The sequence below is a fragment of the Cupriavidus sp. LA-1 genome, assembly GCF_055385985.1.
In genome coordinates this window covers 1,396,495-1,419,742 of record NZ_AP031387.1, presented here as the reverse complement: position 1 = coordinate 1,419,742, position 23,248 = coordinate 1,396,495, and the positions used below count along the sequence as shown (strand labels likewise).

The following is a 23,248-nucleotide window of genomic DNA, read 5'->3' as shown; positions in this document are numbered from 1 at the left end:
TTCAGAAGCCTCCTATTTTCTCTCAATGCTTGTTGTGGTAGTGACCAGAAGCAAGCGCCGTAATGATCGCTGTTGAGGACGTTTAAAAATTGACAATCACTGAAGTGAGAATTAGAAAGAAATAGAAGATGACCCATGCGGACCATCTCAGCAGGGTCACAGGCCGCTCATCTGATTCGGCAGCCGGCGTCTCATCTGGCGTGGACACGAGCGCCGGCACCATCCCTTCCGCGATCTATTTCCCGAAACGGGCCGCCTCTTCCGATCCTTTCGTAGCATTCCCCGCGCTGTATGAATGCGCGCCAACGCCGGCCAGCTTGCCGTCCTTGACGATCAGGTATTCATCGCGGATCGGCCGCCCCTCGAAATAGCACTCAAGGATCTCGCGCGTCCCGGCCGCGTAGCGCGTCTGAGCCGACAGGCTGGTGCCAGAGATATGCGGCGTCATGCCGTGGTGCGGCATATGGCGCCAGGGGTGGTCCGCCGGGGCAGGCTGGGGGAACCAGACGTCGCCAGCGTACCCTGCAAGCTGGCCGCTCTCCAGTGCCGCGACCACGGCGTCGCGATCGCACAGCTTGCCGCGCGCGGTATTGATCAGGTAGGCGCCGCGCTTGAACTTGGCCAGCGACTCCGCATTGATCATATGTTCGGTCTCCGGATGCAGCGGACAGTTCAGCGTGACCACGTCGCAGACCCGCGTCAGGCTTTCCAGGCTGGCGTGGTGGGTAAGGTTGAGTTCCCGCTCCACTGCCTCGGGCAGGCGGTGTCGGTCCAGGTAGTGCAGCCTCATGTCGAACGGCTTGAGCAGCCGCAGCACGCGCACGCCAATGCGCCCCGCTGCCACCGTGCCCACGCTCATGCCTTCGACATCATACGAGCGCGCCACGCAGTCGGCGATATTCCATCCGCCCTTGAGCACCTGGTTGTACGAGGGGATGTAGTTGCGCACCAGCGCCAGCGTCATCATCACCACGTGCTCGGCAACGCTGTTGCTGTTGCAGTAGGTCACCTCGGCCACGGTCACGCCGGCGTCCATGGCGGCCTGCAGGTCGGTGTGGTCGGAGCCGATGCCAGCCGTGACGATCATCCTCAGCTTCTTCGCACGCTTGATGCGCTCGGCGGTCATGTACGCCGGCCAGAACGGCTGCGAGATCACGATCTCGGCGTCCTCCAGCTCACGGTCGAGCACGCTGGCGGCGCCGTCCTTGCTGGATGTCACCACAAGCTGGTGGCCGTTCGCTTCCAGGTATTTGCGCAGCCCCAGCTCGCCGGACACGCTGCCGAGCAACGTACCGGGCTTGAAGTCGATGTAGCGCGGGCTCGGCAGCGTCTGTCCATCGGGGTAGCGTTCAAGCACGGGCAGGTCGTCCCGGGCATAGGTCTTCGGATACCCGGTCACGGGGTCGTCGTACAGCACGCAGATAATCTTCGCCATGGTGTCATCTCCTCTTCGTGGATTCCGCTGCGGAACCCTGTTGGCGCCCGGCCTTGCGGGCGGCTGCAGCGTCGTGCTGCATTGAGAGGAATCATGGATGAACGCCGGCAGGATCGAAAATCGTCTGTGCTGATGGCGTGATCGGCCGAAGCTATCAAGCAGACGGCTTCAAAGCTGCAGCAGTGCGTCCAGGCGTGTCTGCAGGTCGACCTCGCGGAACAGGCGGATCGCCGCCTCCAGCAGCGGCGAACGGGGCTGGCGATCCAGCAGCACCAGCCCGATGTCCCGATGCAATGCCGGCGTCAGCGGTACGGCCTTCAGCTCGTCGCGCATCTCCGCCAGGCACAGCACGCTGTGCGGCACGATGCTGAAGAGCCCCGCGCAGCGCACGTGGGCATAGAGCGCCATCAGCGAGTCGGTTTCCACGCGCGGCGATGCCGACACGCCGACCGCCGCCAGCGCCGCGTCGATACCCCGCCGGCACTGCATGTTGGCTGTCAGCAGGCACAACGGCAGTTCGGCCGCTTCGGTCCACGTGATGGCGGTGCGCCCGTCAAGCCGCGCCTCGTCGCGCACGATCACGACATACTGCTCGCGGAACAGGCTGATCTTCTCAAAGCTGCTCAGGCGCTTATCGTCGAGGTAGCTCAGGCCGATATCGAGATCGAGGTCCAGCAACTGCTTGAGTGTCTGCGCGGCCGAAAGGGTGTAGACCTCGTGCCGCATGCCGGGGTGGTGATGCAGGCAGGCGTCGGTCAGCAGCGGCACCAGTGGCAGCGCCGTGGGAATCGCGCCAATGCGCAGGCTGCCGGCAAGGCCGGTACGGCTGGCACTGGCCTCCTGCCGCAAGCCCTCGCAATCCGCCAGCACCCGGCGCGCCCACGCCAGCACCCGCTCCCCTTCCGGTGTAAAGCCCTCGAAACGCCGGCCACGCCGCACGATCGGCAGCCCGAACTCCTCTTCGATGCTGCGCACCGCGCCCGACAGCGTCGGCTGGGAAACATTGCAGAGTTCGGCTGCACGGCCGAAATGGCGCGTCTGCGCGAGCGTGACGAGGTAAGTCAGTTGCCGGATGAGCATCATCCCTCCTTAGCGATATGTCCACGTGGACATAACCCTTAACTTTCACCAAAGCTTGCCACCGTTATATCCGGTAGTATATTTCGGTGTCCGGACTCACAGTGCGGCGTCCGACTCAGGGCGCCGCTGACGATATGCAAAACCCACCGTTCCGACTCGCCCGTGTGAACCTGCTTGCTGACGCGGCGCCGGCCCCTGCCGGCCCTGCCCTGCGGCCAGCGATCCGACGACGCGCCACGCTGGCCGAACTGGATCCGCACTACCATTGCTCGCTGATCGGAACCTGCCTGACAACCAGCGAGTTGCGCAAGCTGGTGCTGCGCACCTCCGATATCGCGCAGCAGTCCGACGACATCGAGATCCATCACGAGGCGGTGACCCTGGCCAGGCCGGGCGCGGCCGGCTGCAAGGCCATCCAGAAGGCGCTCGACGAGCGCCACGCGCTGTCGATCCGCCGCTTCGGCGCCGCACGCAACGCCGATGAAGTGAGCGCCATGTGGAAGGAGGCGCTGGCCAGCGGGGACATTCCGGGCGCGTACTGGGCGCTGATGACGCATCCCGACGCCACGCAGGCGCTCCGGCGCACTGCGTTCGGCGAGATACACATGCTGTCGCACCTCGTTGGCGCGGCAAACCGTGCCGATATTCGCCGGCTGGTTGCGCTTGAAGCAGAAAACGCCGAGCTGCGGGACAAGGTTGATCGTCAGCAGCAGCGTATGCAGCGGATGGGTCAGCAGCACCAGGAAGCCCTGCGCGAGGCCAACGCGGAGATTGCGACCTTGCGGGGACGGCAGGTGCACTATGAACGGGATGATGCCCCCCATGCCGAGGACACCTCCACGCTCAGCGCGCTGGTGACGGCGCAGGCCCTCCGCATCGCCGCGGCGGAGCAGCGTGCGGAACAGACGCGCGAGGAAACCATTGCCCTGCATGGCACGATCGCTGAACTGCGCGCACAACTTGCGCAGAGCGTGGCCGAATTGCAGGCACTGGAAGCGCTGGTCGCGACTTCATTTGACAACGCCGGCGCGAAGGCTGGCGTGATGCCCCGGCTGGCGGGCCAGCGGATCCTGTATGTGGGTGGCCGCCGCAACGCAAACAAGGCACTCAGGACGCTGGTCGAAGACGCCGGCGGAGAATTCAAGGGACACGACGGCGGACTGGAACAGCGCAAGGGCCTGCTACCGGCGATGGTGGCAGGCGCGGATGTTGTCGTCTTCCCGGTGGACTGCGTCGACCACGATTCAGTCAATATGTTGAAACGCGTATGCCATCAGCAGGGCGTCGGCTATCACCCTGTGCGAAGCGCAAGCGTTGGCAGCTTCGTGGAACTGGCGGTACGGCTGTTCGGCGGTGAGGGGGCGAATGTCGCGCCGCTCGTCGATGCCTGCAGACCATAGTCACTGCCAGCCGACAATGGCTGGCGCAACGCCCAAAAGAAAAAACCGCAGCCAGAGCTGCGGTTTTTTTCATCCTACCAAGAGCCCGACTCCCGCTCAGACTTCCTCATACAGCGGCAGCGTCAGGAACTCGGCAAAATCCTCCGACGTCGACATCTGCTCGAAAATCTCGGCAGCACGGTCATACGTCCTGGTCTCGCCGCCAACCAGTTCCTTCACCTTGGCCAGCTCTTCCGGAATCAGCTTGCGCACCAGCTCAGCCGTCACCTTGGTGCCGTCTTCTAGCTTGCCCTTCGGCGAACGGATCCACTGCCACACCTGCGAGCGCGAGATCTCGGCGGTAGCAGCATCTTCCATCAGGTTGTGGATCGGCACGCAGCCGTTACCGTCCAGCCAGGCGCCCAGGTAGTGGATGCCGACGTTGATGTTCATGCGCAGGCCATGCTCGGTGATCGGCGTTTCCGGCTGGAAGTTCAGCAGGTCGGCGCCCTTCACTTGCACGTCCGGGCGTTGCTTGCCGAACTGGTTCGGCTTGTCGCCCAGCACTGCCACGAATTCCTTCATGGCCGGCTCGACCAGGCCCGGGTGGGCCACCCAGCCGCCGTCGTAGCCGTCGGTGGCGTCGCGGCGCTTGTCGCTGATGATGCCTTCCATGGCGATGGCGTTCTTCTCCGGATCGTTCTTGATCGGGATCAGCGCGCTCATGCCGCCAATGGCGGGGGCGCCGCGGTGGTGGCAGGTCTTGAGCAGCAGCAGCGCGTACGAACGCATGAACGGCGCGGTCATGGTGACCTTGGCGCGGTCGGCCAGGCAGAAGTCCTTGTCGTTCTTGAACTTCTTGATGCACGAGAAAATGTAGTCCCAGCGGCCGGCGTTCAGGCCAGCGCTGTGCTCGCGCAGCTCATACAGGATTTCGTCCATCTCGAACGCCGCCAGGATCGTTTCGATCAGGACGGTGGCCTTGATGGTGCCTTGCGGCAGGCCGATTTCGTTCTGCGCCATCACGAAGATGTCGTTCCACAGGCGCGCTTCCAGATGGCTTTCCATCTTGGGCAGGTAGAAGAACGGGCCGGCGCCGCGGGCAATCTGCTCCTTGGCATTGTGGAACAGGAACAGCGCGAAGTCGAAGATGCCGCCCGAGACGCGCTTGCCGTCGATGGTGACGTGCTTCTCGTCCAGGTGCCAGCCGCGCGGACGCACTTGCAGGGTGGCGATCTTGTCGTTCAGCTTGTATTGCTTGCCCTTGGATTCCAGGGTCAGCGTGCGGCGCACGGCGGCCTTCAGGTTGACCTGGCCCTGCAGCTGGTTGTGCCAGTTGGGGGTGTTGGAATCCTCGAAGTCGGTCATGTAGCTGTCAGCGCCCGAGTTGAAGGCGTTGATGACCATCTTGGCTTCGACCGGGCCGGTGATTTCCACGCGGCGGCATTCCAGGGCCTGGGGCACCGGGGCAACCTTCCAGTCGCCTTCACGGACGCTCTTGGTTTCCGGCAGGAAGTCGGGGAGCTCACCGGCGTCCAGGCGCTTGGCGCGCGCCACGCGCGCGGCCAGCAGCTCCTGACGGCGCGGTTCAAAGGCGCGGTGCAGCTTGTCTACCAGGGCCAGGGCTTCCGGCGTGAGGATATCTTCGTAGGCCGGCAGGATCTCGCCGGTAATCTTCATGCCCGCGGGCAGCGTGATAGCCATCAGTCTTCTCCTGTGTTCGATAGCGATAAGGCTTGGTTGAAGGGATCCTGCTACACCGCCACGCCACGGGCGCGGACGAATTCCAGCAGGTCGCTCATGTCGTGCCCGGTGCCGGAGGGGGCTACGTCGAGCCGCTCCGCCGGATGGCCGGCACGGTTGATCCAGAATGTGGTGTAGCCGTACCAGGTGGCACCGCAGGCGTCCCAGCCGTTGGACGAGACAAAGAGCATCTCGTCCGCGGGCAGGCCGAAAGCTTGCGGCCCCAGGGCGTAGGCGGCCGGCGCGGTCTTGTACTGGCGCACGGCATCCACCGACAGCACGTGGTCGAACAGGCCATGCATGCCGGCGCTCTTGACCGAGATGTCGAGCATCTCGGCGTTGCCGTTGGACAGGATGCCCAGCGGCAGCCCGGCGCGGCGCAGGCGCTTGAGCGCACCCAGGTTCTCCGGGAACGCCGACAAACACGCGTATTCCTTGAGCAGCTGCGCCTCCGCGGCGTCATCCAGCGTCAGGTTCAGGCGCTCGGCGGCGTAGCGCAGCGCGTCCACGGTGATCGCCCAGAACGGCTTGTAGCGCGAGCCATCGGGGGCGGCCATGGTGCGGATGCGCGTGTAGTCGATCTGCCGGTCCCGCCACAGCAGCGCCAGCGCCTCGCCGCGGCCCGGGAACAGTTGTTCCGCGCGCGCGGTGACGGAATACACGTCGAACAGCGTGCCATAGGCATCGAAGACGACTGCGCGGATCTTGTTCATGAGGGCCTGGGCAACCTGCAACGGTACGGGCGACTGGGTGGATGGACGGCCAGGCCACAGCTGCGTGGCTCTGTACACCATTGAATGCATCGAATTGTAGGGAGACGCTGCAGTGCGGCAAAGTGGTCGTGGGTCACTTGATCTTTTACTTTTACACCACTAATCTTGGCTGACTAAAACAAAACTCCGCACCAAATCCGCCTCACTGCCGGCAAAATGCCCCCCACGCCACCGATTGCGTGGCCACGCCGGCACACTGCGGGGCAGTCGCGGGCACATCAGGCGAACATTTGTGGACCATTTCAAACAACTGGAGACCTTTGTATCCGTCGCGTCGCGCGGCAGCCTGTCCGCCGCGGCGGCGGCCGAAGGCGTGGCGCCGGCCATCATCGGGCGGCGCATCGACGCGCTGGAAGAGCGCCTGGGCGTCAAACTGCTGGTTCGCACCACGCGCAAGATCAGCCTGACGTTCGAGGGCTCCGCCTTCCTGGAAGACTGCCAGCGCATCCTGAACGACCTGCACAACGCCGAGGCCAGCGTCTCCGCCGGCGGCGTCAAGGCCAGCGGACACCTGCGCGTGACCGCCCCGGCGGGCTATGGCCGCAAGCATGTGGCGCCGCTGGTGCCGCTGTTCATTGAGTCGCACCCGGACGTGTCGATCACACTGGACCTGTCCGACCGCGTGGTCGACCTGGTCAACGAAGGCTTCGACTGCGCCATCCGCCTGGGCGACCTGCCCGATTCCAGCCTGGTCTCGATCCGGCTGGCCGAGACCCGCCGCGTGGTGGTGGCCTCGCCCGAGTACCTGGCGCGCGCCGGGCGCCCCAAGATGCCCGAAGACCTGCAGCGCCATAACTGCCTTGCATTTGGTGCCAGCGCCAATATGCAGCGCGGCTGGGTGTTCCAGGAAGAAGGCCGCGCGGTTACGGTCAAGGTGGGCGGCACCATGGAATGCAGCGACGGCGCGGTGCTGCATGAGTGGTGCCTGCAGGGCAACGGGCTGGCGTGGCGCTCCTGGTGGGAGGTGGGCAACGAGATCGCCAGCGGGCGGCTGGTGACCGTGCTCGACGAGTTCCAGGCGCCGCCGATCGGCATCCATGCCGTGTTTCCGCAGCGCAAGCACCTGCCGCTGCGCGTGCGGCTGTTTATCGACCATCTGAAGAACACCTACGGCAACCCGTCCTACTGGCGCCGGGCCGAGCAGGCGGCGGCCCTGCCGGTGGCGGAGGCCCTGGCGAACTGAAGCAAGCGGCTGCAGCCGGCGTGCTGAGACACTTTCATTGCAATTGACATTGCGCAATGACCTTCTCGGCACACTGACTACAATGGATTCAAGACAGGCGCTTACCGATGCCCCGGTGTCCCCGATGCCGGCTGGCTGCCCTGCCCCGACCCCTAGTCAGAAAAGGAGCCCCGCATGTTCCAACACATCTTGCTACCCACCGACGGCTCGGAACTCTCCAAGAAGGCCATCAACGGCGGGCTCGAGCTCGCCAAGACCATCGGCGCGCGCGTCACGGCCTATGTCTGCCTGGAAGAGTATCCCTACACCCCGTTCAGCGAGATCGTGGTCGAAGCCCCGCAGGCCTTCAAGGACCGCATCGAGAACCAGGCCAAGCTGTACCTGAAGGAAATCGAGAACCTGGCCGCGGCGGCCGGCGTGACCTTCGACACCGACATGTCGACCTTTGCCGTGCCCTACCTGGGCATCATCGACGCGGCCGAGCGCCATGGCTGCGACGTGATCTTCATGGCCTCGCACGGCCGGCGCGGGCTGTCCGGCCTGCTGCTGGGCAGCGAGACGCAGAAGGTGCTGACGCATACCGACATCCCGGTGATCGTCTACCGCTGAGCCTTGACGCACCGCGCCAAAGCAAAACCGCCCGCACCGGCAGGACCGGTGCGGGCGGTTTTTTGCTTGCGCAGGCCGCTTACGAAGCCCTGCTGATGCGCTGCTCGATATGCTTGGCGCGGTCTTCCGAGCCCGGGTGCGACGAGAACATGCTGGACTTGCCGCCGTCCAGCCTGGCCAGCTTCTGGAATGCCGTCACCAGGCCGCGCGTGTTGGCCTTGTTCCTGGTCAGCAGGTCGAACGAGTAGTCATCCGCCGCGCTTTCCTGCGACTGCGAGAACTGCGCGTTGATCAGCTTCTCACCCAACTCGCCCAGTTGCGATTGCGACAGCGCCGCCACCGCGCCGTTGCCGGCCGCTGCCGCCGCGCCGCGTGCGGCCGTGGCGGTGTAGGCAACCTGCATCGCCTTCTTCGTGTGGCCCAGCGCCACGTGGCCCAGTTCATGACCCAGCACGCCGCGCACTTCGTCGTCGGTCATCATGTCCATCAGGCCGCTGTAGACGCGCACGCAGCCGTTGGCCATGGCCCAGGCGTTGACGTCCTTGGTCATGTAGACCTTGGCGTTGACGTTGGGCACGTCGCTGTTCTTCAGCCCGCCCATGATCTTGACCAGGCGCTTGCTGTAGGTGGTGTTGGCTGCCGCGATCCGGTTGGTCTTGTCGGACTCGGCGCAGGCCTGGTCGGACAGGCTCTTGACGTCGGCGTCAGACAGCGTGGCGGCCTTGGCCAGCGACGTGCCGGCACTCATCAGGCCATCGACATTGGTCGGCATGCCGCCGGAGCAGCCAGCCAGCAGTGCCGCCGCGACGGCGCAGGAAGCGAGCGAGAGAGTTGCTTTCATGATGTTGTTCTGGGAGGAGTGGCTCGGGAAAGTGCCGATAAAGGCCACGGCACTTTAAGGCATCTCTCCTACGGATGGAATCACCCAAATGCTAGAAGTCGCCAAAAATGACAATTTATTGCATTTCGGCAGATTCTTCCTGCCGCATGCGACGGCGCGAAGAGCCTCCAGCCGAGCCTACATTCGTCTACCACTGCAGTACTTGCAGATGACGCCAGGTGCCACGTGCCCAGCCTGACCGGAGGCTACGCGGGACACGATAGCCTGCGAACGCGCCGCGGCGCATGGCTTGCCCCGGCTCTGTCAATGGGTCTCCTAAGCGGCCTTTGCTTTCGCGATGCACGAAAGTAGGACGGCCCCTGACACCGGTATTTTTTTCAGCGAACTAGAACCAACGCATGAACCACTCTATCGAAGGTGCGCACATGACGATCACCACCGTCCAGGTAGTGCCGACCGAGGAATCGCGCTGGGTCGTGGAAACCGATGATCCCAGCATTACGTGCCTTACCTATGCCAGCCGACGCGCGGCAATTGCGGCTGGCGTGCACATGGCGATCGAGCAGGACGCCGTTCTTATGATTCAGGGCACAGGGGAACCATGCGGACTGGACTTCAGGGGTTGCGATGCCAACGTGCTGAGCTGAGAACTGTGGATCAGCCAGGCCAATTCACAAAGGAGCGGGCGAGCGCATACCATGCGCCAAACACCAAAAACAAGGTTCCAGAGGCCGCAGGATGACTCCTTCCGGTCTTTCAAGAGCCCGCCGAAAAGCGGGCTTTTTTGTCGGACGGCGTCCGATACCGTCGCCCGCGTCCCTGGTCTATCACAGAGGCATAGCCATTGGCGGAGGTCATCATGCAAGCGGCATCAGAGGTCACGCGCAGCATAGAGGCGGACCTTGAAGACCTGGACGAAACAGATCAGGCCATCGAGCGACTAGGAAAACGCCTTGAAGCGCAGGAACGGCGGATCGCGCAGTTGACGCGTGATGGCATCGACAGCACAAGCGCCGCGCAGATCAGAGCCAGCATACGCGACAGCCTCAAGGAACTCATCATGCACCGTGCGCTTATCATGCACGCCCTTGCTTGGCGGGACGGAGTAAGCGCCTAACACTGAGGCCTGCACCAGGGGCCGCGTGCCGCCATCACCACAACGCGTTTCTTTACCCCACGTTCGTATGCCCCAAACTCTTGGGGGGTACCGATCATGCTGCTGCGCATCAAAATGAAGCCAGGCAAATCTGACCCTTTGCCGACTTACAGGGTGTAGGCGCTTCCTCGTCGCCTACACCCTTTTTCTCTTATTGCGACCAGGCGCCCACCGCCTGCCGATGACGGGCCGCGCAATCCCCATGGGTTTTGAACGAATCTTGAACAGGTTTTGAACAGCTACCCGCTAACCCGCTCCAGCATTGACAAAAAAATCCGCGCCGTCCCTGAGAGAGAACGGCGCGGCGCCTAAATCAGAAAGCGTGATGGTCGCACGCCTTCCTTAACCGCCGGACCCACGTCCCGGCGGGGGTGACCAGGAGAGTCAGGCCACTTTCTTGTCTTCGAAGAACTGCTCGTCTTCGGTCGAACCCTTCAGTGCGGTCGTCGACGACTGGCCGCCTTCGATGGTCTGGGTCACGGCGTCGAAGTAGCCGGTGCCGACTTCGCGCTGGTGCTTGACCGCGGTGAAGCCCTTCTCGGCGGCTTTGAATTCAGCTTCCTGCAGTTCCACGAACGCGCTCATCTGGTTGCGGGCGTAGCCGTAGGCCAGGTTGAACATCGAGTAGTTCAGCGAGTGGAAGCCGGCCAGCGTGATGAACTGGAACTTGTAGCCCATGGCACCCAGTTCCCTCTGGAACTTGGCGATGGTGGCGTCGTCGAGGTTCTTCTTCCAGTTAAACGACGGCGAGCAGTTGTAGGCCAGCATCTTGCCCGGGAACCTGGCGTGCACGGCTTCGGCAAACTTCTTGGCGAACTCGAGGTCCGGCTTGCCGGTTTCGCACCACACCAGGTCCGCCACTTCAGCGTAGGCCAGGGCGCGCGAGATCGACTGCTCCAGGCCGTTGCGGACACGGTAGAAGCCTTCCACGGTGCGCTCGCCGGTGCAGAACGGCTTGTCGTTGTCGTCCACGTCCGAGGTCAGCAGGTCAGCGGCTTCGGCATCGGTACGGGCAATCACCAGGGTCGGCACACCCGAGACGTCGGCGGCCAGGCGGGCAGCGGTCAGCTTGGCGACGGCTTCCCGGGTCGGCACCAGCACCTTGCCACCCATGTGGCCGCACTTCTTCACCGATGCCAGCTGGTCTTCGAAGTGCACGCCGGCGGCGCCCGCTTCGATCATGGACTTCATCAGTTCGAACGCGTTCAGCACGCCGCCGAAGCCGGCTTCTGCGTCAGCCACGATCGGGGCGAAGAAGTCGGTGTCGCCCGTGCCTTCGCTCCACTGGATCTGGTCGGCGCGCTGGAAGGTGTTGTTGATGCGCTTCACCACTTGCGGCACCGAGTTGGCCGGGTACAGCGACTGGTCGGGGTACATTTCGCCGGCCAGGTTGGCGTCGCCCGCGACTTGCCAGCCCGACAGGTAGATGGCCTTCAGGCCGGCCTTCACTTGCTGCATGGCCTGGTTGCCAGTCAGCGCGCCCAGCGAGTTGACGAACGGCTCAGTGTGCAGCAGGTTCCACAGCTTTTCGGAGCCCCGGCGTGCCAGGGTGTGCTCGACCTGGACCGAACCACGCAGGCGCACCACGTCTTCGGCGGTGAAGTTGCGCTTGATACCCTTCCAGCGGGGATTGGTATCCCAGTCTTTCTGCAGAGCCTGGATCTGTTCTTGGCGGGTCATGGTCATTCTCCTGATGATTGGGCGATGGCTGAGAATCTCTTGATCACCTGGCCTGGGCTGCGTCGCGGTGCTGCTGCGTGGGCCGCTGTTTTTCGCGCTTCATGTCATGTGTCTTATATAAGAGTGTAGAGAACCGTCCCGCGTTGCAACAACCCTGATCGATGGTTAGCGCACAGATTTTTTATTTTTAAAATTCAATAACTTAGCAATTTATTTTCACGATGCGGGACATAATCTTCCATCATGAGAAATGACGTTGTGCTATGCAAACCACGTATTTTTGCGGTCCAAAACATCTTTCCACATCGTGAAAAATGAGCAGGATGCGCTGCGGCCGCTATTGGACGCGCGCGGCAAGCAGCGCCGTCGAGGCCGGCTGCCCCTCCATATGCTCGACAAATTCCCGGACCATGGACGCGAACCCCGGCGCATCGGCCAGCGGCAGCCAATGGTGCGCTGGCACTGTCCGGCGCCAGAGTTGCCTGGTCCAGCGTTGCAGGTCTTCCGTCAGGGCCGGCTTCACATAACGGTCATGCAGCGGCACGATCACCTGCACTGGCGCATGGGCATGACGCTGGCGTGGTGCGTGCAGCACAGGCAGGAAGTTGGCGCGGTACAAGCGCACGCCGTGGCAGCCGTCGGCGGTTTGCGTGGCACTGGGTCCGGCATACAAGCCCTCGGTCAGCCACAGGTAGCGCGGCCAGGCCCGGCCCAGCCACAGCCGCCATGTCAGCTCCGGGAGCCATGGCAGGTGGAAGACGCCGATGTACCAGGACGCCGCCAGTTGCCGCAGCGTCTTGCCCAACGCCGCCAGCGAGCGCTGCCCACGCAGCTCGCGCAGGCCGATCGCGGCGTGGTCCAGGCATGGGCCGGAGCAGGAGGTAAATGAGGCGATGCGCCCTTGCAGCCGTGCATCGGTAACGAATTCCCAGCTCTGGATCGAACCCCAGTCGTGCCCGACCAGATGCACGGGGCGCCGCGGCGAGACCGCGTCGATCACGGCGATAAAGTCGTCGGCCAGCTTCTGCAGCCGGTAAGCGCTGGTCGCGCTTGGCGCGGTCGAGCGCCCTGCTCCGCGCACGTCATAAGCCACCACATGGAAGCGCCCCGCCAGTTGCGCCGCCACGCCGTGCCAGACTTCGCTGTTGTCGGGGTAGCCATGCACCAGCACGATCGTGGGCCGCTCGGCGCCCGGCTCGCCCCAACTGGTAGCAGACAGCCGCACCTCGCCGGCATCAATAAAGAACTGCTGCGGAAGAAGCTGCGGCTGCGGGGATTGCGGAGCGTTCATGGCGGTCGATTCCATTGGTCGATGTCATCGACGGCCATGCTACGCAAAAGCAAACGGTGCCGCGAATGGGTGCCGTCTGTTTGAAACGAGCCGGGGCTCAGGCCGCAGCCGTACCGCGCGCGCGCCGATAGGCCACCCAGTCACCACTGTCGATACGCGGCAGCGTCGCCACGGCGGATTCGGCCACCGGATACAGCAGGCAGGCGACCGGCTGGCCGTTGTGCAGCACGGCCTGTTCCTCGCGCACGAACAACGAAGCCTGGCCGGGATAGACCTCCTCGATCTCGTCCAGTACCGGCAACAGCGCGTCAGGAATCTCGTAGATGTCGCCCACGACCTGCCCGCTCCCGGCATCCAGCACCAGGCCCGGATAAGTGCCGAAGTCATAGAGCCTGCCCGCCACCGTTCCCGTGCCCAGCAGCGTGGGCGCGGCAATGCCGTGGCGCCGGGCGGCGGCGTTCAGGTCGTTGACCTCGCCGGCACGGAGCGTGCCGTAGACAAAGACGCGCGGCATAGTCAGCCCTCCAGCTTTTCGTCCGAGACCAGCACGCCGTCGGCGTCGACGTAGATCCAGTTGCCCGGGCGCACGAAGGCGCCGGGCATCTGCACGGCGACGTCGCTCTCGCCCACGTTGCGCTTCTGGCTTTTCTGCGGATGGACGGCCAGCGCGCGGATGCCGATGTCGCATACCTCCAGTTCGGCGGTATCGCGAATGCAGCCGTTGACGACAATGCCGACCCAGCCGTTCTTCTCGGCCAGCAGGCCCAGGTTGCCACCCACCAGCGCGCAGCGCAGCGAGCCGCCGCCGTCGATCACCAGCACGCGGCCCTGGCCCGGCGCTTCCAGCGCGGCACGCACCAGCGAGTTGTCTTCGAACACCTTGAGCGTGGCGGCGGGGCCGGCAAAGGCATCCTGCTTGCCGAAGGCGCGGAACACCGGTGCCATCACGCGCAGGCTGCCGTCGGCAAGGCGGTTTTCATGCGCGTCGCACAGGTCGGTGGTGACGGGCTTCATCGATAGTCTCCTGATAGATAGGAAGGAATCCGGTCCGGCCGCGCGGCCTCACTGTTGCCGGCTGGCCAGCGCCTGCGCGCGGATCGCGCTCAGCGTGGTGCGCGGCGTGATCACGTCCGGGTCCACCTGGATCTCGATCAGCGTCGCCACCGGCGCGGCCAGGGCCTCGCGCAATGCGGGGGCAAAGGCTTCGGTCGTGGTCACGGTGGCGCCGCGCGCACCATAGGCGCGCGCCAGCGCGGCAAAGTCGGGGTTGTGCAGCTCGGTGCCCGATACATGGGTCGGGTATTCGCGTTCCTGGTGCATCCGGATGGTGCCGTACATGCCGTTATTGACGACGATGAAGATCACCGGCGCCTGGTATTGCATCGATGTAGCAAGTTCCTGGCCATTCATCAGGAAGCAGCCGTCGCCGGCCAGCGCCACCACGGTGCGCTGCGGGAACGCGATCTTGGCGCCGACCGCGGCCGGCACGCCGTAGCCCATGGCGCCGCTGGTCGGCGCCAGCTGGCCGCGGCCGCCGCTGGTGAACGGGCGATAGTGGAAATAGCGGTGCAGCCAGCTGGCATAGTTGCCGGCGCCATTGGTCACGACCGCATCGGCCGGCAGCATCTGGTCCAGCGTGCGGATGACCTCGGCCATGTCGACGCCCTGCCCCGTGAACGGGGGCGGCTGCAGGTAGCGTTCATAGTCGGCATGCGCGGCAGCAGTCCACGCCTGCCAGCGCGGCGCGGCGACGGGCTGCAGGCCGGCCAGGCGCGCGGCGATGGCCGGCATCGACGCCTGGATCATCAGGTCGGCCTGGTAGACGCTGCCCAGCTCCTCGGCGCCGGCGTGCACGTGGATCAGCTTTTGCGCGGGCCGCGGCGCGGCGATCAGCGCGTAGCCGCCGGTCGTCATCTCGCCCAGCCGCGGGCCGATGGCCAGTACCAGGTCGGCGTTGCGGACGCGCTCGGCCAGCGCCGGGTTGATGCCGATGCCGACATCGCCGGCGTAGTTGGGATGGCGGTTGTCGAACAGGTCCTGGCCGCGGAAGGCGCAGCCCACCGGCAGCGCGAAGCGCTCGGCGAAGGCCTGCAGGTCCGCGCAGGCCTGCGGCGTCCAGCCGCTGCCGCCGGCCAGCACAAAGGGGCGCTCGGCGGCGTTGAGCATTTCAGCCAGCCGCGCCAGGTCGGACTCGCCCGGCCAGCTCATGACGCGCTGGTAGGCCTGCAGCTGCGGCACTACCGCGGTCTGTGCCAGCATGTCTTCGGGCAGCGCCAGCACGACCGGGCCCGGACGGCCCGAGGTGGCGGTCTGGTAAGCACGGGCAATGTATTCGGGGATGCGTTCGACCCGGTCGATCTGCGCCACCCACTTGGCCATCTGGCCGAACATGCGGCGGTAGTCGATTTCCTGGAAGGCCTCGCGGTCCATGAAGTCGGTGCCGACCTGGCCGATGAACAGGATCATCGGCGTCGAGTCCTGGAAGGCGGTGTGCACGCCGATGCTGGCATTGGTGGCGCCCGGCCCGCGCGTGCAGAAGGCGAGCCCGGGGCGGCCGGTCAGCTTGCCATAGGCCTCGGCCATCACGGCAGCCCCACCCTCCTGGCGGCAGATGATGAAGCGCATCTGGTCGCGGCGGCGATGGAAGCCGTCGAGCACAGCCAGGTAGCTTTCGCCCGGCACGCCGAAGGCCAGTTCGGCGCCGTGCGCGAGCAGCGCATCGACCAGGATATGGCCGCCCGGCAGCGGCGTGCCGTGTTCGGAATCGTCAGGCTGGGTGGCGTTGGCCGGCGTCATAGACATGAAAGCGTCCTCAGGCAATCGAATTCGGAAAGCGTTGGCCAGGCATCCCTGCCAGGGTCAGGGGAACCAGGCGCGCTAGGCGGCCTCCGCCCGGCCCGCCGCCGCGCCGCGGCGCGAGCGGTTGCCGTTGCCCACGGTCACCGCGGTAAAGATCGACAGCAGCTGGAAGCCGCCGATCATGAAGAACACCCAGGCCGGCAGCTTCGCATCCATCAGCGCGCCAAAGAACAACGGGCCGCAGGCCAGGCCGATATCCAGGCCCGAGTAGACCACGCCATAGACACGCCCGGTAGCGCCGGCGGGCGCGGCGGCGCGCACCAGCAGGTCGCGCGACGGCCCGGCGGTACCGGCGCCAAAGCCAATCACGCCCATCAGCACCGGCACCAGCAGTGCCGGCACCAGGTTCAGCCCGACCAGCACCGCCATCAGTCCCGATACGGTGAAGCTCACCGCGATCAGCCGGTCATGGTTGCTGGTACGGCTGGCGGCAAAACCGCCGACGACCATGCCGCCGGCGCTGCACAGCATGTAGATGGTGTACGACGCGGTGGCGAGCGTGAACGGCATGCCGTACAGGTAGGTCAGCGCGGTCGGGGCAAAGCTCTGGATGCCGGCGGCGGAGAATGTGGTCAGCAGGAAGAAGGCCCAGCACACCCATACCTGCGGCAGGCGCAGGAAGCCAAGCAGGCTCCCGCCCGCGCCCGCAGCCTTGGCCGCGGGCCGGCCCACGGCGCCCTGCAGTTCGCGCGGGTCCAGCACGTGGCGCAGCACCACCAGCACGCCCAGCACGACAAAGGCCACCGCCGAAGCCGCCGCCAGCGCCACGCGCCAGCTGGCCAGGTTGGCGATCGCCACCAGGAACAGCGGCGCCGCGGCCCAGCCCAGGTTGCCGGAAATACCGTGCACCGAGAACGCATGGCCCAGGCGCGGCTGCGACACATGCTTGTTCAGCAGCGTGAAGTCGGCCGGATGGAACACGCCGTTGCCCAGCCCCGCCACGGCCGCGCCGAACAGCAGCGCGGCGTAACCGGAACTGGTCGACAGCAGCAAGGCTGCGGCGCCCAGGAAGGCCAGTCCGCCGAACAGGACCGGCCGCGCGCCGAAGCGGTCGACCACAAAGCCGGACGCGGTCTGCACCACCGCCGAGACCGCGAAGAACACCGTCATCAGCAGGCCCAGTTCGGCATAGCTCAGGCCGAATTCCGCCTTGATCCACGGGAACAGCGGCGCCAGCAACAGGTGGTAGAAGTGGGAGACCCCGTGGGCCAGCCCGACCAGGCCGATCACCTGGGCATCATGACGAAGGGGATTGCGCGTGGGATCGAGTGCGGCGGTGGACATGGCGCTGGCGGTAGGGGCTATGCAGGACAGAAGGCGGCAGCCCCAAGGAAAATACGGGCCGAAGTCCGCATCATAGAGGAAAACCCCTGCCCCCTGCAGCCAGGTGGCGGCCACGCCGCCCGCGGGCCTGCCTTACATCTGCTTGAACAGGTGCGCGTACTGGCGCGCCACCGGCAGCAGTTCGGGGCGGTCGCGCAGCCGCAGCGACAGCCGGCCCAGCGACTGGTTGACCGCGCTGGCCACGCAGGTGATGTTGACCACGGTGCCGCGATGGACCTGCCAGAAGCGCTCCGGGTCCAGCTGCTGCGTCAGCTCGCGCAGGCTGGTGCGGATCAGCGCCTCGCCGGTGCCGGAGACCACATTGACGTACTTGTCCGTGGCTTCCAGGTAGATGACTTCGTCCACGGGGATGATGCGCACCTCCTGCCCCACCAGCGCCTTGATAAAGCGCAGGTACTGCCGCTGCGGAGCGCCGGCCGTGCCTGGCGCGGCGTTCTCCAGCGATTCCAGGCGCGCCAGCAACTGGCCGAGCCGGTCGGTGTCCGGGATCGAGGCTTCGGATTCGGTGTCTTCCTCGTCGGCGGGGCCGGCCAGCCGGTCCTTCAGCCGCTGTACCGTCGCCTCCAGCCGTTCGCGCTGCACCGGCTTGAGCACGTAGTCCACGGCGGCGCGCTCGAACGCCTCCAGTGCAAACTGGTCGTAGGCGGTGACGAAGACCACCAGCGGCGGGGTGTCGAATTCGATCAGCTCGCGCGCCACGTCCATGCCGCTCATGCCCGGCATGCGGATATCCAGGAAGGCCACGCGCGGCTGGTGCTCGCGCGCCGCCGCAAGCGCGGCCACGCCGTCGTGTACCACGGAAACGATCCGGGCCTCCGGCCACAGCGACTTCAGTTCGGATTCCAGCACGCGCGCCAGCAGCGCTTCGTCGTCGGCGATCAGCAGGGTCGGGGTCATGGGGGCGTGGGGACGGTAGCGGGTTCCTGGCGCTGCTGGCGGCACCGCCACGGGCGCCGCCGCCAGCTCTTCTTGTCAGGGCTAATGGCAGGCAATGCGCCTCAGGGCCGTGGCATGGCCGGTGTCGATATCGGCATGCCCTCCGGCACGCCCGTGGTGGTTGTCTGGGTGACGGTGGGCGCCTCGGCGGGCCGCTCCAGCGGCAGCGTCAGCCGCACCACCACGCCGCGCGGCGTGTTCTCTTCCATTTGCATGGTGGCCGCCGCACCGAAGATGCGGGCCAGCCGCTCGCGCACGTGCGTGATGCCCAGGCCCGAGCCCTTGCCCAAGGCATGGCCGAAGCCCACGCCGGTATCGGCGATGATGACCTGCACCGCATTGTCGCCGGCCGCGCGCGCCGACAGCCGGATATGGCCGCCGATCATGCAGGGCTCGATGCCGTGCGTGACCGCGTTCTCCACCAGCGGCTGGATCAGCATGGGCGGGATCTCCACCTTCGCCAGTTCGCGCGGCAGGTCGATGTCGAACGAGAGCCGCTGGCCGAAGCGCATCCCCTGGATATCCAGGTAGCTGCGCAGCAGCTCGAACTCCTGCCGCAGCGTGCATTGCTCGGCGCGGGTATGCGCCAGCGACATGCGCAGGAAGCCGATCAGGTGCTGCAGCAGCTGGCGCGCGGCGGGCGGATCGGTGGCGATCAGCCCGTCGAGGTTGGCCAGCGAGTTGAACAGGAAGTGCGGCTCGATCTGCGCCTGCAGTGCCATCAGCTGCGCGCGCACCAGCTGCTTTTCGGCTTCCTCGCGCTGCAGCGCGTCCAGCGCGGCCTGGCGTTCCAGCGACGCCAGCTTTTCGCGCGACCAGTAGAAATAGATCATCGAGGCGGCGGCCAGCATGCCAACCACCAGGCACATGCGCAGCATGCCGCCGACTTCGTCCGCCGATTTGGGCGGCAGGTCCAGCACCACGCGCGTGGCCCAGCTGCCGAATACCACGCCCGCAGGCACCGCGGCGGCGGCCAGCAGCAGGAAGGGCCAGCGGCGCGGCCGGTCGTTCCACCAGATCACCACGCGCGGGATGTCGATCAGCACCCAGATCGACAGACCGATCAGCTGGCTGTAGACAAAGTTGTGCCACAGGCTGCCGCCGGTCTGGAAGCCGTAGTTCAGGCTGATGGCGATCACCGAGTTCATGCACAGCACGAACAGCAGATCGCGCCCGAGGATATTGAGCCGGGACGGGATGGCGGTGGCGACGTGTAAGCGGCAGCGGTCCATGGTGTCCATGTTAGCGCGGCTTGAGCCTGGCGCAATACGTAGGTGATGTGACGGTGACACAGGTTGCGTCAGCCACCCTGCCCGGTTGGCCCGCCGGAGGCCGCAGGCGCCGCTCTCCGCCCGGCCAGCGCGCGCCACCACTGCCCGGACAGCACGTAACGGGGGAATGTGATCCACTGCTCGGCCAGGATGCGCCCGGCGATGTCCGCCGGCCCCGCGAAGGGTTCCGGGGCGTGGGCCTCCAGCCTGTGGCCTCGGCCCTGCAATGCCATCGACATGCCCATGCACACCAGCCCCAGCGCCACCGCCGGCAGGCTCAGGCGCAGCAGGCCATAAAGACCGAGCACGGTGCCGGCCATGAACATCGGCACCGCCACGATATGCAGCAGCAGGTTGCGGGGATGCTGGTGGTTGCGGGCATAGCCGCGCCACTGCCAGCGCAGCAGCGGTTCGTTGTCGCGCATGATCGTCTCTCTCTCCCTTGTCCGGCCGTTGCCGACCGGCGGCCGTGCGCAAACTCTGTTGCGCTGCGGTACCCGTGCAGGACCCGCCGAACGGCATATGGCGGGCACGTGCAGGGAATGTACCTCTCGGCGGGGCGTGAAGAAAGTCTCTTGCGACGAACGGCGGGCACGGGGCGCGAACGGCACCGTGCGGGAGCGGACAGCGCGGGGCGGCGGCACGCAAGTGCCGCCTGCGCCGCCCGCCGGGATCAGGCCGCCAGGGCCTGCCGGTCCTGCTCGGACAGCGCGCTGGTCACGGTGTCGCGCGACAGGTGCGGCGCGAACATGTTGATGAAGGCGTGCGCATAGCCGCGCAGGTAGGCGCCGCGGCGCACCGCCACGCTGGTGGTGTTGGGCGCGAACAGGTGGTCGGCCGAGATCCGCACCAGGCCGGAATCCTTGCGCTCGTCGTAGGCCATCGAGGCGATGATGCCCACGCCAAGGTCCAGCTCGGCGTAGGTCTTGATCACGTCGGCGTCCAGCGCGGTCAGCACGATTTCGGGCTGCAGCCCGGCCTCGGCAAAGGCGCTGTCGATCTTGCGGCGGCCGGTAAAACCGGCGTCATAGGTGATGAGCTGGAAGCCGGCCACGTCCTCGAGCGTCGGTTCGGGCAGGCGCGTGAGCGGATGGTCGGGCGAGACCACCAGCACGTGCTGCCAGCTGTAGGCCTCGAACGAAGTCAGCCCCGCCTCGGTGGCCAGTGCCTCGGTGGCGATGCCGATATCGGCCTGCCCCGTCAGCAGCAGCTCAACGATATGCGTGGGAGATGCCTCCTGCAGCGCCAGCGTCACATGCGGGTACTCGCGCCGGAACGACTGCACCACGCGCGGCAGCGCATAGCGCGCCTGGGTGTGGGTGGTGGCAACGGTCAGGCGGCCGGTATGGCGGCCGGCATATTCGTCGCCGGCCTGGCGCAGGTTCTCGGCCTCGAGCAGCAGGCGTTCGACGATGCGCACGATCTCGCGGCCGGGCTCGGTCAGCCCGGTCAGGCGCTTGCCGTAGCGTTCGAAGATCTCCACGCCCAGCTCTTCCTCCAGTTCGCGGATCTGGCGCGACACGCCAGGCTGCGAGGTGTAGAGCGCGTTGGCGACCTCGGTCAGGTTGAACTGGCGGCGCACCGCCTCGCGGATGGAACGGAGCTGCTGGAAATTCATGGCGCGGCCTTTTCTTGTTGGCGGGACGCGTGGCCGCTGGCACCGTTGGCGCGCGGCTGCGTGAACACGCGCAGCTGGCGCGGGCGCACCGCCAGCAGTTCGCCTTCGCGAAAGCCCGCATGGCGGAAGCGCTCCAGCGGCAGTGCGACTTCGATCACGTCCCGGTTATCTTCACGTTCGAGTTCAAGCTGCGCCACCGGGCCCAGCGTCAGTGCACGGCGCAGGGTGACGGCGATGCCGTCGGCGCCGGGCGAATAGCGTTCCAGGTCGAGGTCATGGGGGCGGACGTAGGCCACCGCATCGCCGGCGGTCTCATGGCCACTGCCCACCACCGGCAGCACGGCCTCGCCGGTATGGAGCAGGCCGCCGGTCTCGCCCACTTCCAGCCGGCCGTGGAACAGGTTCACGTTGCCGAGGAAGCCGAATACGAAGGGAGTGGCCGGATGGTTGTAGACCGCCTCGGGCGAGCCGTACTGTTCGACATGGCCGCGGTTCATCAGCACCACCTGGTCGGCCACTTCCAGCGCCTCTTCCTGGTCATGGGTGACGAACACGCTGGTCACGTGCAGCTCGTCGTGCAGGCGGCGCAGCCAGCGCCTCAGCTCCTTGCGCACCTTGGCGTCGAGCGCGCCGAACGGTTCGTCCAGCAGCAACACGCGCGGCTCCACCGCCAGCGCGCGTGCCAGCGCGATACGCTGGCGCTGCCCGCCCGAAAGCTGCGACGGGTAGCGGTCGGCCAGCCAGTCAAGCTGCACCAGCTCCAGCAGCGAACGCACCTTGTCGCGGATCTGCGCTTCGCCGGGGCGCTCGGCGCGCGGCTTGACGCGCAGGCCGAAGGCCACGTTCTCGAACACGCTCATATGCTTGAACAGCGCATAGTGCTGGAACACAAAGCCCACCTGGCGCTGGCGCACATGCTGGTCCGAGGCGTCGCGCCCGGCCAGCACGATCTGGCCCGCGTCGGCGCGCTCCAGGCCGGCGATGATGCGCAGCAGCGTGGTCTTGCCGCAGCCAGACGGCCCCAGCAGCGCGGTCAGCTCGCCTTCGTCGAAATCGAGCGATACGTTGTCCAGCGCGACAAAGTCGCCAAAGCGCTTCTCTACGTTCTTGACCTGGATGCTCATGATGCTTGTCCTTGCAAACTTGCCAGCGGCCGCTCGGCGGCAGCCGCTTCGGTTTCCCTGCGGGCGCGCAATTCCACCAGCGTCTTGATCCCCAGCGTGACCAGCGCCAGCAGCGTCAGCAGCGAAGCCACCGCGAAGGCCGCCGCGAAGTTGTACTCGTTGTAGAGGATCTCCACATGCAGCGGCATGGTATTGGTCAGCCCACGGATATGGCCCGACACCACCGACACCGCGCCGAACTCGCCCATCGCCCGCGCATTGCACAGGATCACGCCGTACAGCAGGCCCCAGCGGATATTGGGCAGCGTGATATGGCGGAAGGTCTGCCAGCCCGAGGCACCCAGCACGATCGCGGCCTCTTCCTCTTCGCTGCCCTGCGCCTGCATCAGCGGGATCAGCTCACGGGCAACAAAGGGAAAGGTCACGAAGATGGTGGCCAGCATGATGCCCGGCACAGCGAACATGATCTTGATGTCGTGCGCTTCCAGCCACGGGCCCAGCCAGCCCTGCGCGCCGAACAGCAGCACGTAGACCAGGCCGGAGATCACCGGCGACACCGAGAACGGCAGGTCGATCAGCGTGACCAGCAGGTTCTTGCCGCGGAAGTCGAACTTGGCGATGGCCCAGGCCGCCGCCACGCCGAACACCACGTTCAGCGGCACCGCGATCGCCGCCACCGTCAGCGTGAGCTGGATCGCGGCCAGTGCGTCGGGCTCGGCCAGCGCTTCCCAGTAGGTCTGCACGCCCTTGCGCAAGGCTTCATAGAACACCGAAGCCAGCGGCACGAACAGGAACAGCGTGAGGAACAGCACCGCCACCGCGATCAGCGTGTAGCGCACCCAGGGGGCCTCGCCGGTGGCGTCGAACCTGTGATGGACCCTGGCGTTGCCCTGCCCGCCCAGGCGCCCCGAAACGGCGCCGGCCAT

At 65.9% G+C, this 23,248-nt stretch carries 22 protein-coding genes; 5 read left to right on the top strand and 17 right to left on the bottom strand.

The genetic code is table 11. The annotated features are described in order from the left end of the window. Positions 1-235: 235 nt before the first annotated feature. Together ACZ5MJ_RS06785 and ACZ5MJ_RS06780 are read right to left on the bottom strand one after the other, a co-directional pair. Positions 236-1,435 carry an NAD-dependent formate dehydrogenase gene (locus ACZ5MJ_RS06785; RefSeq protein ID WP_464223068.1) on the bottom strand — a complete coding sequence of 400 codons (1,200 nt, stop codon included), beginning with the start codon at positions 1,433-1,435 and terminating at the stop codon, positions 236-238. Positions 1,436-1,603: 168 nt separating this feature from the next. Further along, positions 1,604-2,518 (bottom strand): LysR family transcriptional regulator, encoded by a 915-nt coding sequence (locus ACZ5MJ_RS06780; protein ID WP_464223067.1) that lies wholly within the window; start codon positions 2,516-2,518, stop codon positions 1,604-1,606. 299 nt (positions 2,519-2,817) lie between these two features. Between ACZ5MJ_RS06780 and ACZ5MJ_RS06775 the strand changes: the two genes are divergently transcribed. After that, the gene (locus ACZ5MJ_RS06775; protein WP_464223066.1) at positions 2,818-3,915 is read left to right on the top strand and encodes a DUF2325 domain-containing protein; all 1,098 of its coding nucleotides are present in this window, start codon (positions 2,818-2,820) and stop codon (positions 3,913-3,915) included. Between the two features lie 96 nt (positions 3,916-4,011). On the opposite strand, the gene aceB is transcribed toward ACZ5MJ_RS06775, so the two are convergent. Both aceB and ACZ5MJ_RS06765 read right to left on the bottom strand, forming a co-directional pair. Continuing rightward, entirely contained in the window at positions 4,012-5,598 is a 1,587-nt protein-coding gene (gene aceB / locus ACZ5MJ_RS06770; protein ID WP_464223065.1) for a malate synthase A, read from the bottom strand. A gap of 50 nt (positions 5,599-5,648) precedes the next feature. Next, the gene (locus ACZ5MJ_RS06765; protein ID WP_464223063.1) at positions 5,649-6,350 is read right to left on the bottom strand and encodes a haloacid dehalogenase type II; all 702 of its coding nucleotides are present in this window, start codon (positions 6,348-6,350) and stop codon (positions 5,649-5,651) included. 292 nt (positions 6,351-6,642) lie between these two features. Here ACZ5MJ_RS06765 and ACZ5MJ_RS06760 point away from each other — a divergent pair, with 292 nt between their 5' ends. Together ACZ5MJ_RS06760 and ACZ5MJ_RS06755 are read left to right on the top strand one after the other, a co-directional pair. Beyond that, positions 6,643-7,593, top strand: coding sequence for a substrate binding domain-containing protein (locus tag ACZ5MJ_RS06760; RefSeq protein ID WP_432257356.1), 951 nt, complete (start codon positions 6,643-6,645; stop codon positions 7,591-7,593). A 174-nt stretch (positions 7,594-7,767) separates the two neighbouring features. Beyond that, positions 7,768-8,202, top strand: coding sequence for a universal stress protein (locus tag ACZ5MJ_RS06755; protein ID WP_432257357.1), 435 nt, complete (start codon positions 7,768-7,770; stop codon positions 8,200-8,202). A 79-nt stretch (positions 8,203-8,281) separates the two neighbouring features. Here ACZ5MJ_RS06755 and loiP read toward each other — a convergent pair whose 3' ends face one another. Beyond that, complete coding sequence (gene loiP / locus ACZ5MJ_RS06750; RefSeq protein WP_464223062.1) at positions 8,282-9,043, bottom strand: metalloprotease LoiP; 762 nt, start codon at positions 9,041-9,043, stop codon at positions 8,282-8,284. Between the two features lie 425 nt (positions 9,044-9,468). Between loiP and ACZ5MJ_RS06745 the strand changes: the two genes are divergently transcribed. Next, the gene (locus tag ACZ5MJ_RS06745; RefSeq protein WP_464223060.1) at positions 9,469-9,690 is read left to right on the top strand and encodes a DUF2188 domain-containing protein; all 222 of its coding nucleotides are present in this window, start codon (positions 9,469-9,471) and stop codon (positions 9,688-9,690) included. 212 nt (positions 9,691-9,902) lie between these two features. Then, a complete protein-coding gene (locus ACZ5MJ_RS06740; protein ID WP_464223059.1) occupies positions 9,903-10,160 on the top strand; it encodes a hypothetical protein in 258 nt (85 codons plus the stop codon). 423 nt (positions 10,161-10,583) lie between these two features. Here the strand turns inward: ACZ5MJ_RS06740 and aceA are convergent, their stop codons facing one another. From aceA to cysW, 12 genes are all read right to left on the bottom strand, one after another. Next, complete coding sequence (aceA, locus tag ACZ5MJ_RS06735) at positions 10,584-11,879, bottom strand: isocitrate lyase (protein WP_464223058.1); 1,296 nt, start codon at positions 11,877-11,879, stop codon at positions 10,584-10,586. A gap of 337 nt (positions 11,880-12,216) precedes the next feature. Further along, on the bottom strand, positions 12,217-13,170 hold the full coding sequence (locus tag ACZ5MJ_RS06730; protein ID WP_464223057.1) for an alpha/beta fold hydrolase: 954 nt from the start codon (positions 13,168-13,170) through the stop codon (positions 12,217-12,219). A 97-nt stretch (positions 13,171-13,267) separates the two neighbouring features. After that, positions 13,268-13,684: a gamma-glutamylcyclotransferase family protein gene (locus ACZ5MJ_RS06725; protein WP_464223056.1), complete on the bottom strand. Its 417-nt coding sequence runs from the start codon at positions 13,682-13,684 to the stop codon at positions 13,268-13,270. 2 nt (positions 13,685-13,686) lie between these two features. Beyond that, a complete protein-coding gene (gene rraA, locus ACZ5MJ_RS06720; protein WP_464223055.1) occupies positions 13,687-14,184 on the bottom strand; it encodes a ribonuclease E activity regulator RraA in 498 nt (165 codons plus the stop codon). Between the two features lie 48 nt (positions 14,185-14,232). Further along, positions 14,233-15,972, bottom strand: a complete 1,740-nt coding sequence (locus ACZ5MJ_RS06715) for a thiamine pyrophosphate-binding protein (RefSeq protein ID WP_464223054.1) — start codon at positions 15,970-15,972, stop codon at positions 14,233-14,235. Positions 15,973-16,047: 75 nt separating this feature from the next. After that, positions 16,048-17,313: an MFS transporter gene (locus ACZ5MJ_RS06710; protein WP_464223053.1), complete on the bottom strand. Its 1,266-nt coding sequence runs from the start codon at positions 17,311-17,313 to the stop codon at positions 16,048-16,050. Between the two features lie 132 nt (positions 17,314-17,445). Then, positions 17,446-18,270 carry a LytR/AlgR family response regulator transcription factor gene (locus ACZ5MJ_RS06705; RefSeq protein WP_464223051.1) on the bottom strand — a complete coding sequence of 275 codons (825 nt, stop codon included), beginning with the start codon at positions 18,268-18,270 and terminating at the stop codon, positions 17,446-17,448. A 101-nt stretch (positions 18,271-18,371) separates the two neighbouring features. Continuing rightward, complete coding sequence (locus tag ACZ5MJ_RS06700) at positions 18,372-19,550, bottom strand: sensor histidine kinase (protein ID WP_464223050.1); 1,179 nt, start codon at positions 19,548-19,550, stop codon at positions 18,372-18,374. A 59-nt stretch (positions 19,551-19,609) separates the two neighbouring features. Beyond that, positions 19,610-20,005 (bottom strand): terminase, encoded by a 396-nt coding sequence (locus ACZ5MJ_RS06695; protein ID WP_464223049.1) that lies wholly within the window; start codon positions 20,003-20,005, stop codon positions 19,610-19,612. 248 nt (positions 20,006-20,253) lie between these two features. Further along, positions 20,254-21,198 (bottom strand): CysB family HTH-type transcriptional regulator, encoded by a 945-nt coding sequence (locus ACZ5MJ_RS06690; protein WP_464223048.1) that lies wholly within the window; start codon positions 21,196-21,198, stop codon positions 20,254-20,256. Next, on the bottom strand, positions 21,195-22,322 hold the full coding sequence (locus ACZ5MJ_RS06685; protein WP_464223047.1) for a sulfate/molybdate ABC transporter ATP-binding protein: 1,128 nt from the start codon (positions 22,320-22,322) through the stop codon (positions 21,195-21,197). Before ACZ5MJ_RS06685 ends, ACZ5MJ_RS06690 begins: the two co-directional genes overlap by 4 nt. Next, entirely contained in the window at positions 22,319-23,248 is a 930-nt protein-coding gene (cysW, locus tag ACZ5MJ_RS06680; protein WP_464223046.1) for a sulfate ABC transporter permease subunit CysW, read from the bottom strand. The genes ACZ5MJ_RS06685 and cysW overlap by 4 nt, the downstream gene beginning before the upstream one ends.

Excerpts from the sequence above, each read along its gene's own strand:
- rraA (WP_464223055.1), bottom strand. The coding sequence starts at position 14,184 with ATGAAGCCCGTCACCACCGACCTGTGCGACGCGCATGAAAACCGCCTT.
- ACZ5MJ_RS06745 (WP_464223060.1), top strand. The coding sequence starts at position 9,469 with ATGACGATCACCACCGTCCAGGTAGTGCCGACCGAGGAATCGCGCTGG.
- ACZ5MJ_RS06755 (WP_432257357.1), top strand. The coding sequence starts at position 7,768 with ATGTTCCAACACATCTTGCTACCCACCGACGGCTCGGAACTCTCCAAG.
- ACZ5MJ_RS06685 (WP_464223047.1), bottom strand. The coding sequence starts at position 22,322 with ATGAGCATCCAGGTCAAGAACGTAGAGAAGCGCTTTGGCGACTTTGTC.
- ACZ5MJ_RS06730 (WP_464223057.1), bottom strand. The coding sequence starts at position 13,170 with ATGAACGCTCCGCAATCCCCGCAGCCGCAGCTTCTTCCGCAGCAGTTC.
- aceB (WP_464223065.1), bottom strand. The coding sequence starts at position 5,598 with ATGGCTATCACGCTGCCCGCGGGCATGAAGATTACCGGCGAGATCCTG.
- loiP (WP_464223062.1), bottom strand. The coding sequence starts at position 9,043 with ATGAAAGCAACTCTCTCGCTCGCTTCCTGCGCCGTCGCGGCGGCACTG.
- ACZ5MJ_RS06765 (WP_464223063.1), bottom strand. The coding sequence starts at position 6,350 with ATGAACAAGATCCGCGCAGTCGTCTTCGATGCCTATGGCACGCTGTTC.
- ACZ5MJ_RS06725 (WP_464223056.1), bottom strand. The coding sequence starts at position 13,684 with ATGCCGCGCGTCTTTGTCTACGGCACGCTCCGTGCCGGCGAGGTCAAC.
- ACZ5MJ_RS06780 (WP_464223067.1), bottom strand. The coding sequence starts at position 2,518 with ATGATGCTCATCCGGCAACTGACTTACCTCGTCACGCTCGCGCAGACG.
- ACZ5MJ_RS06785 (WP_464223068.1), bottom strand. The coding sequence starts at position 1,435 with ATGGCGAAGATTATCTGCGTGCTGTACGACGACCCCGTGACCGGGTAT.
- ACZ5MJ_RS06690 (WP_464223048.1), bottom strand. The coding sequence starts at position 21,198 with ATGAATTTCCAGCAGCTCCGTTCCATCCGCGAGGCGGTGCGCCGCCAG.
- ACZ5MJ_RS06705 (WP_464223051.1), bottom strand. The coding sequence starts at position 18,270 with ATGACCCCGACCCTGCTGATCGCCGACGACGAAGCGCTGCTGGCGCGC.
- cysW (WP_464223046.1), bottom strand. The coding sequence starts at position 23,248 with ATGGCCGGCGCCGTTTCGGGGCGCCTGGGCGGGCAGGGCAACGCCAGG.
- ACZ5MJ_RS06715 (WP_464223054.1), bottom strand. The coding sequence starts at position 15,972 with ATGTCTATGACGCCGGCCAACGCCACCCAGCCTGACGATTCCGAACAC.
- ACZ5MJ_RS06710 (WP_464223053.1), bottom strand. The coding sequence starts at position 17,313 with ATGTCCACCGCCGCACTCGATCCCACGCGCAATCCCCTTCGTCATGAT.
- ACZ5MJ_RS06695 (WP_464223049.1), bottom strand. The coding sequence starts at position 20,005 with ATGCGCGACAACGAACCGCTGCTGCGCTGGCAGTGGCGCGGCTATGCC.
- ACZ5MJ_RS06740 (WP_464223059.1), top strand. The coding sequence starts at position 9,903 with ATGCAAGCGGCATCAGAGGTCACGCGCAGCATAGAGGCGGACCTTGAA.
- aceA (WP_464223058.1), bottom strand. The coding sequence starts at position 11,879 with ATGACCCGCCAAGAACAGATCCAGGCTCTGCAGAAAGACTGGGATACC.
- ACZ5MJ_RS06700 (WP_464223050.1), bottom strand. The coding sequence starts at position 19,550 with ATGGACACCATGGACCGCTGCCGCTTACACGTCGCCACCGCCATCCCG.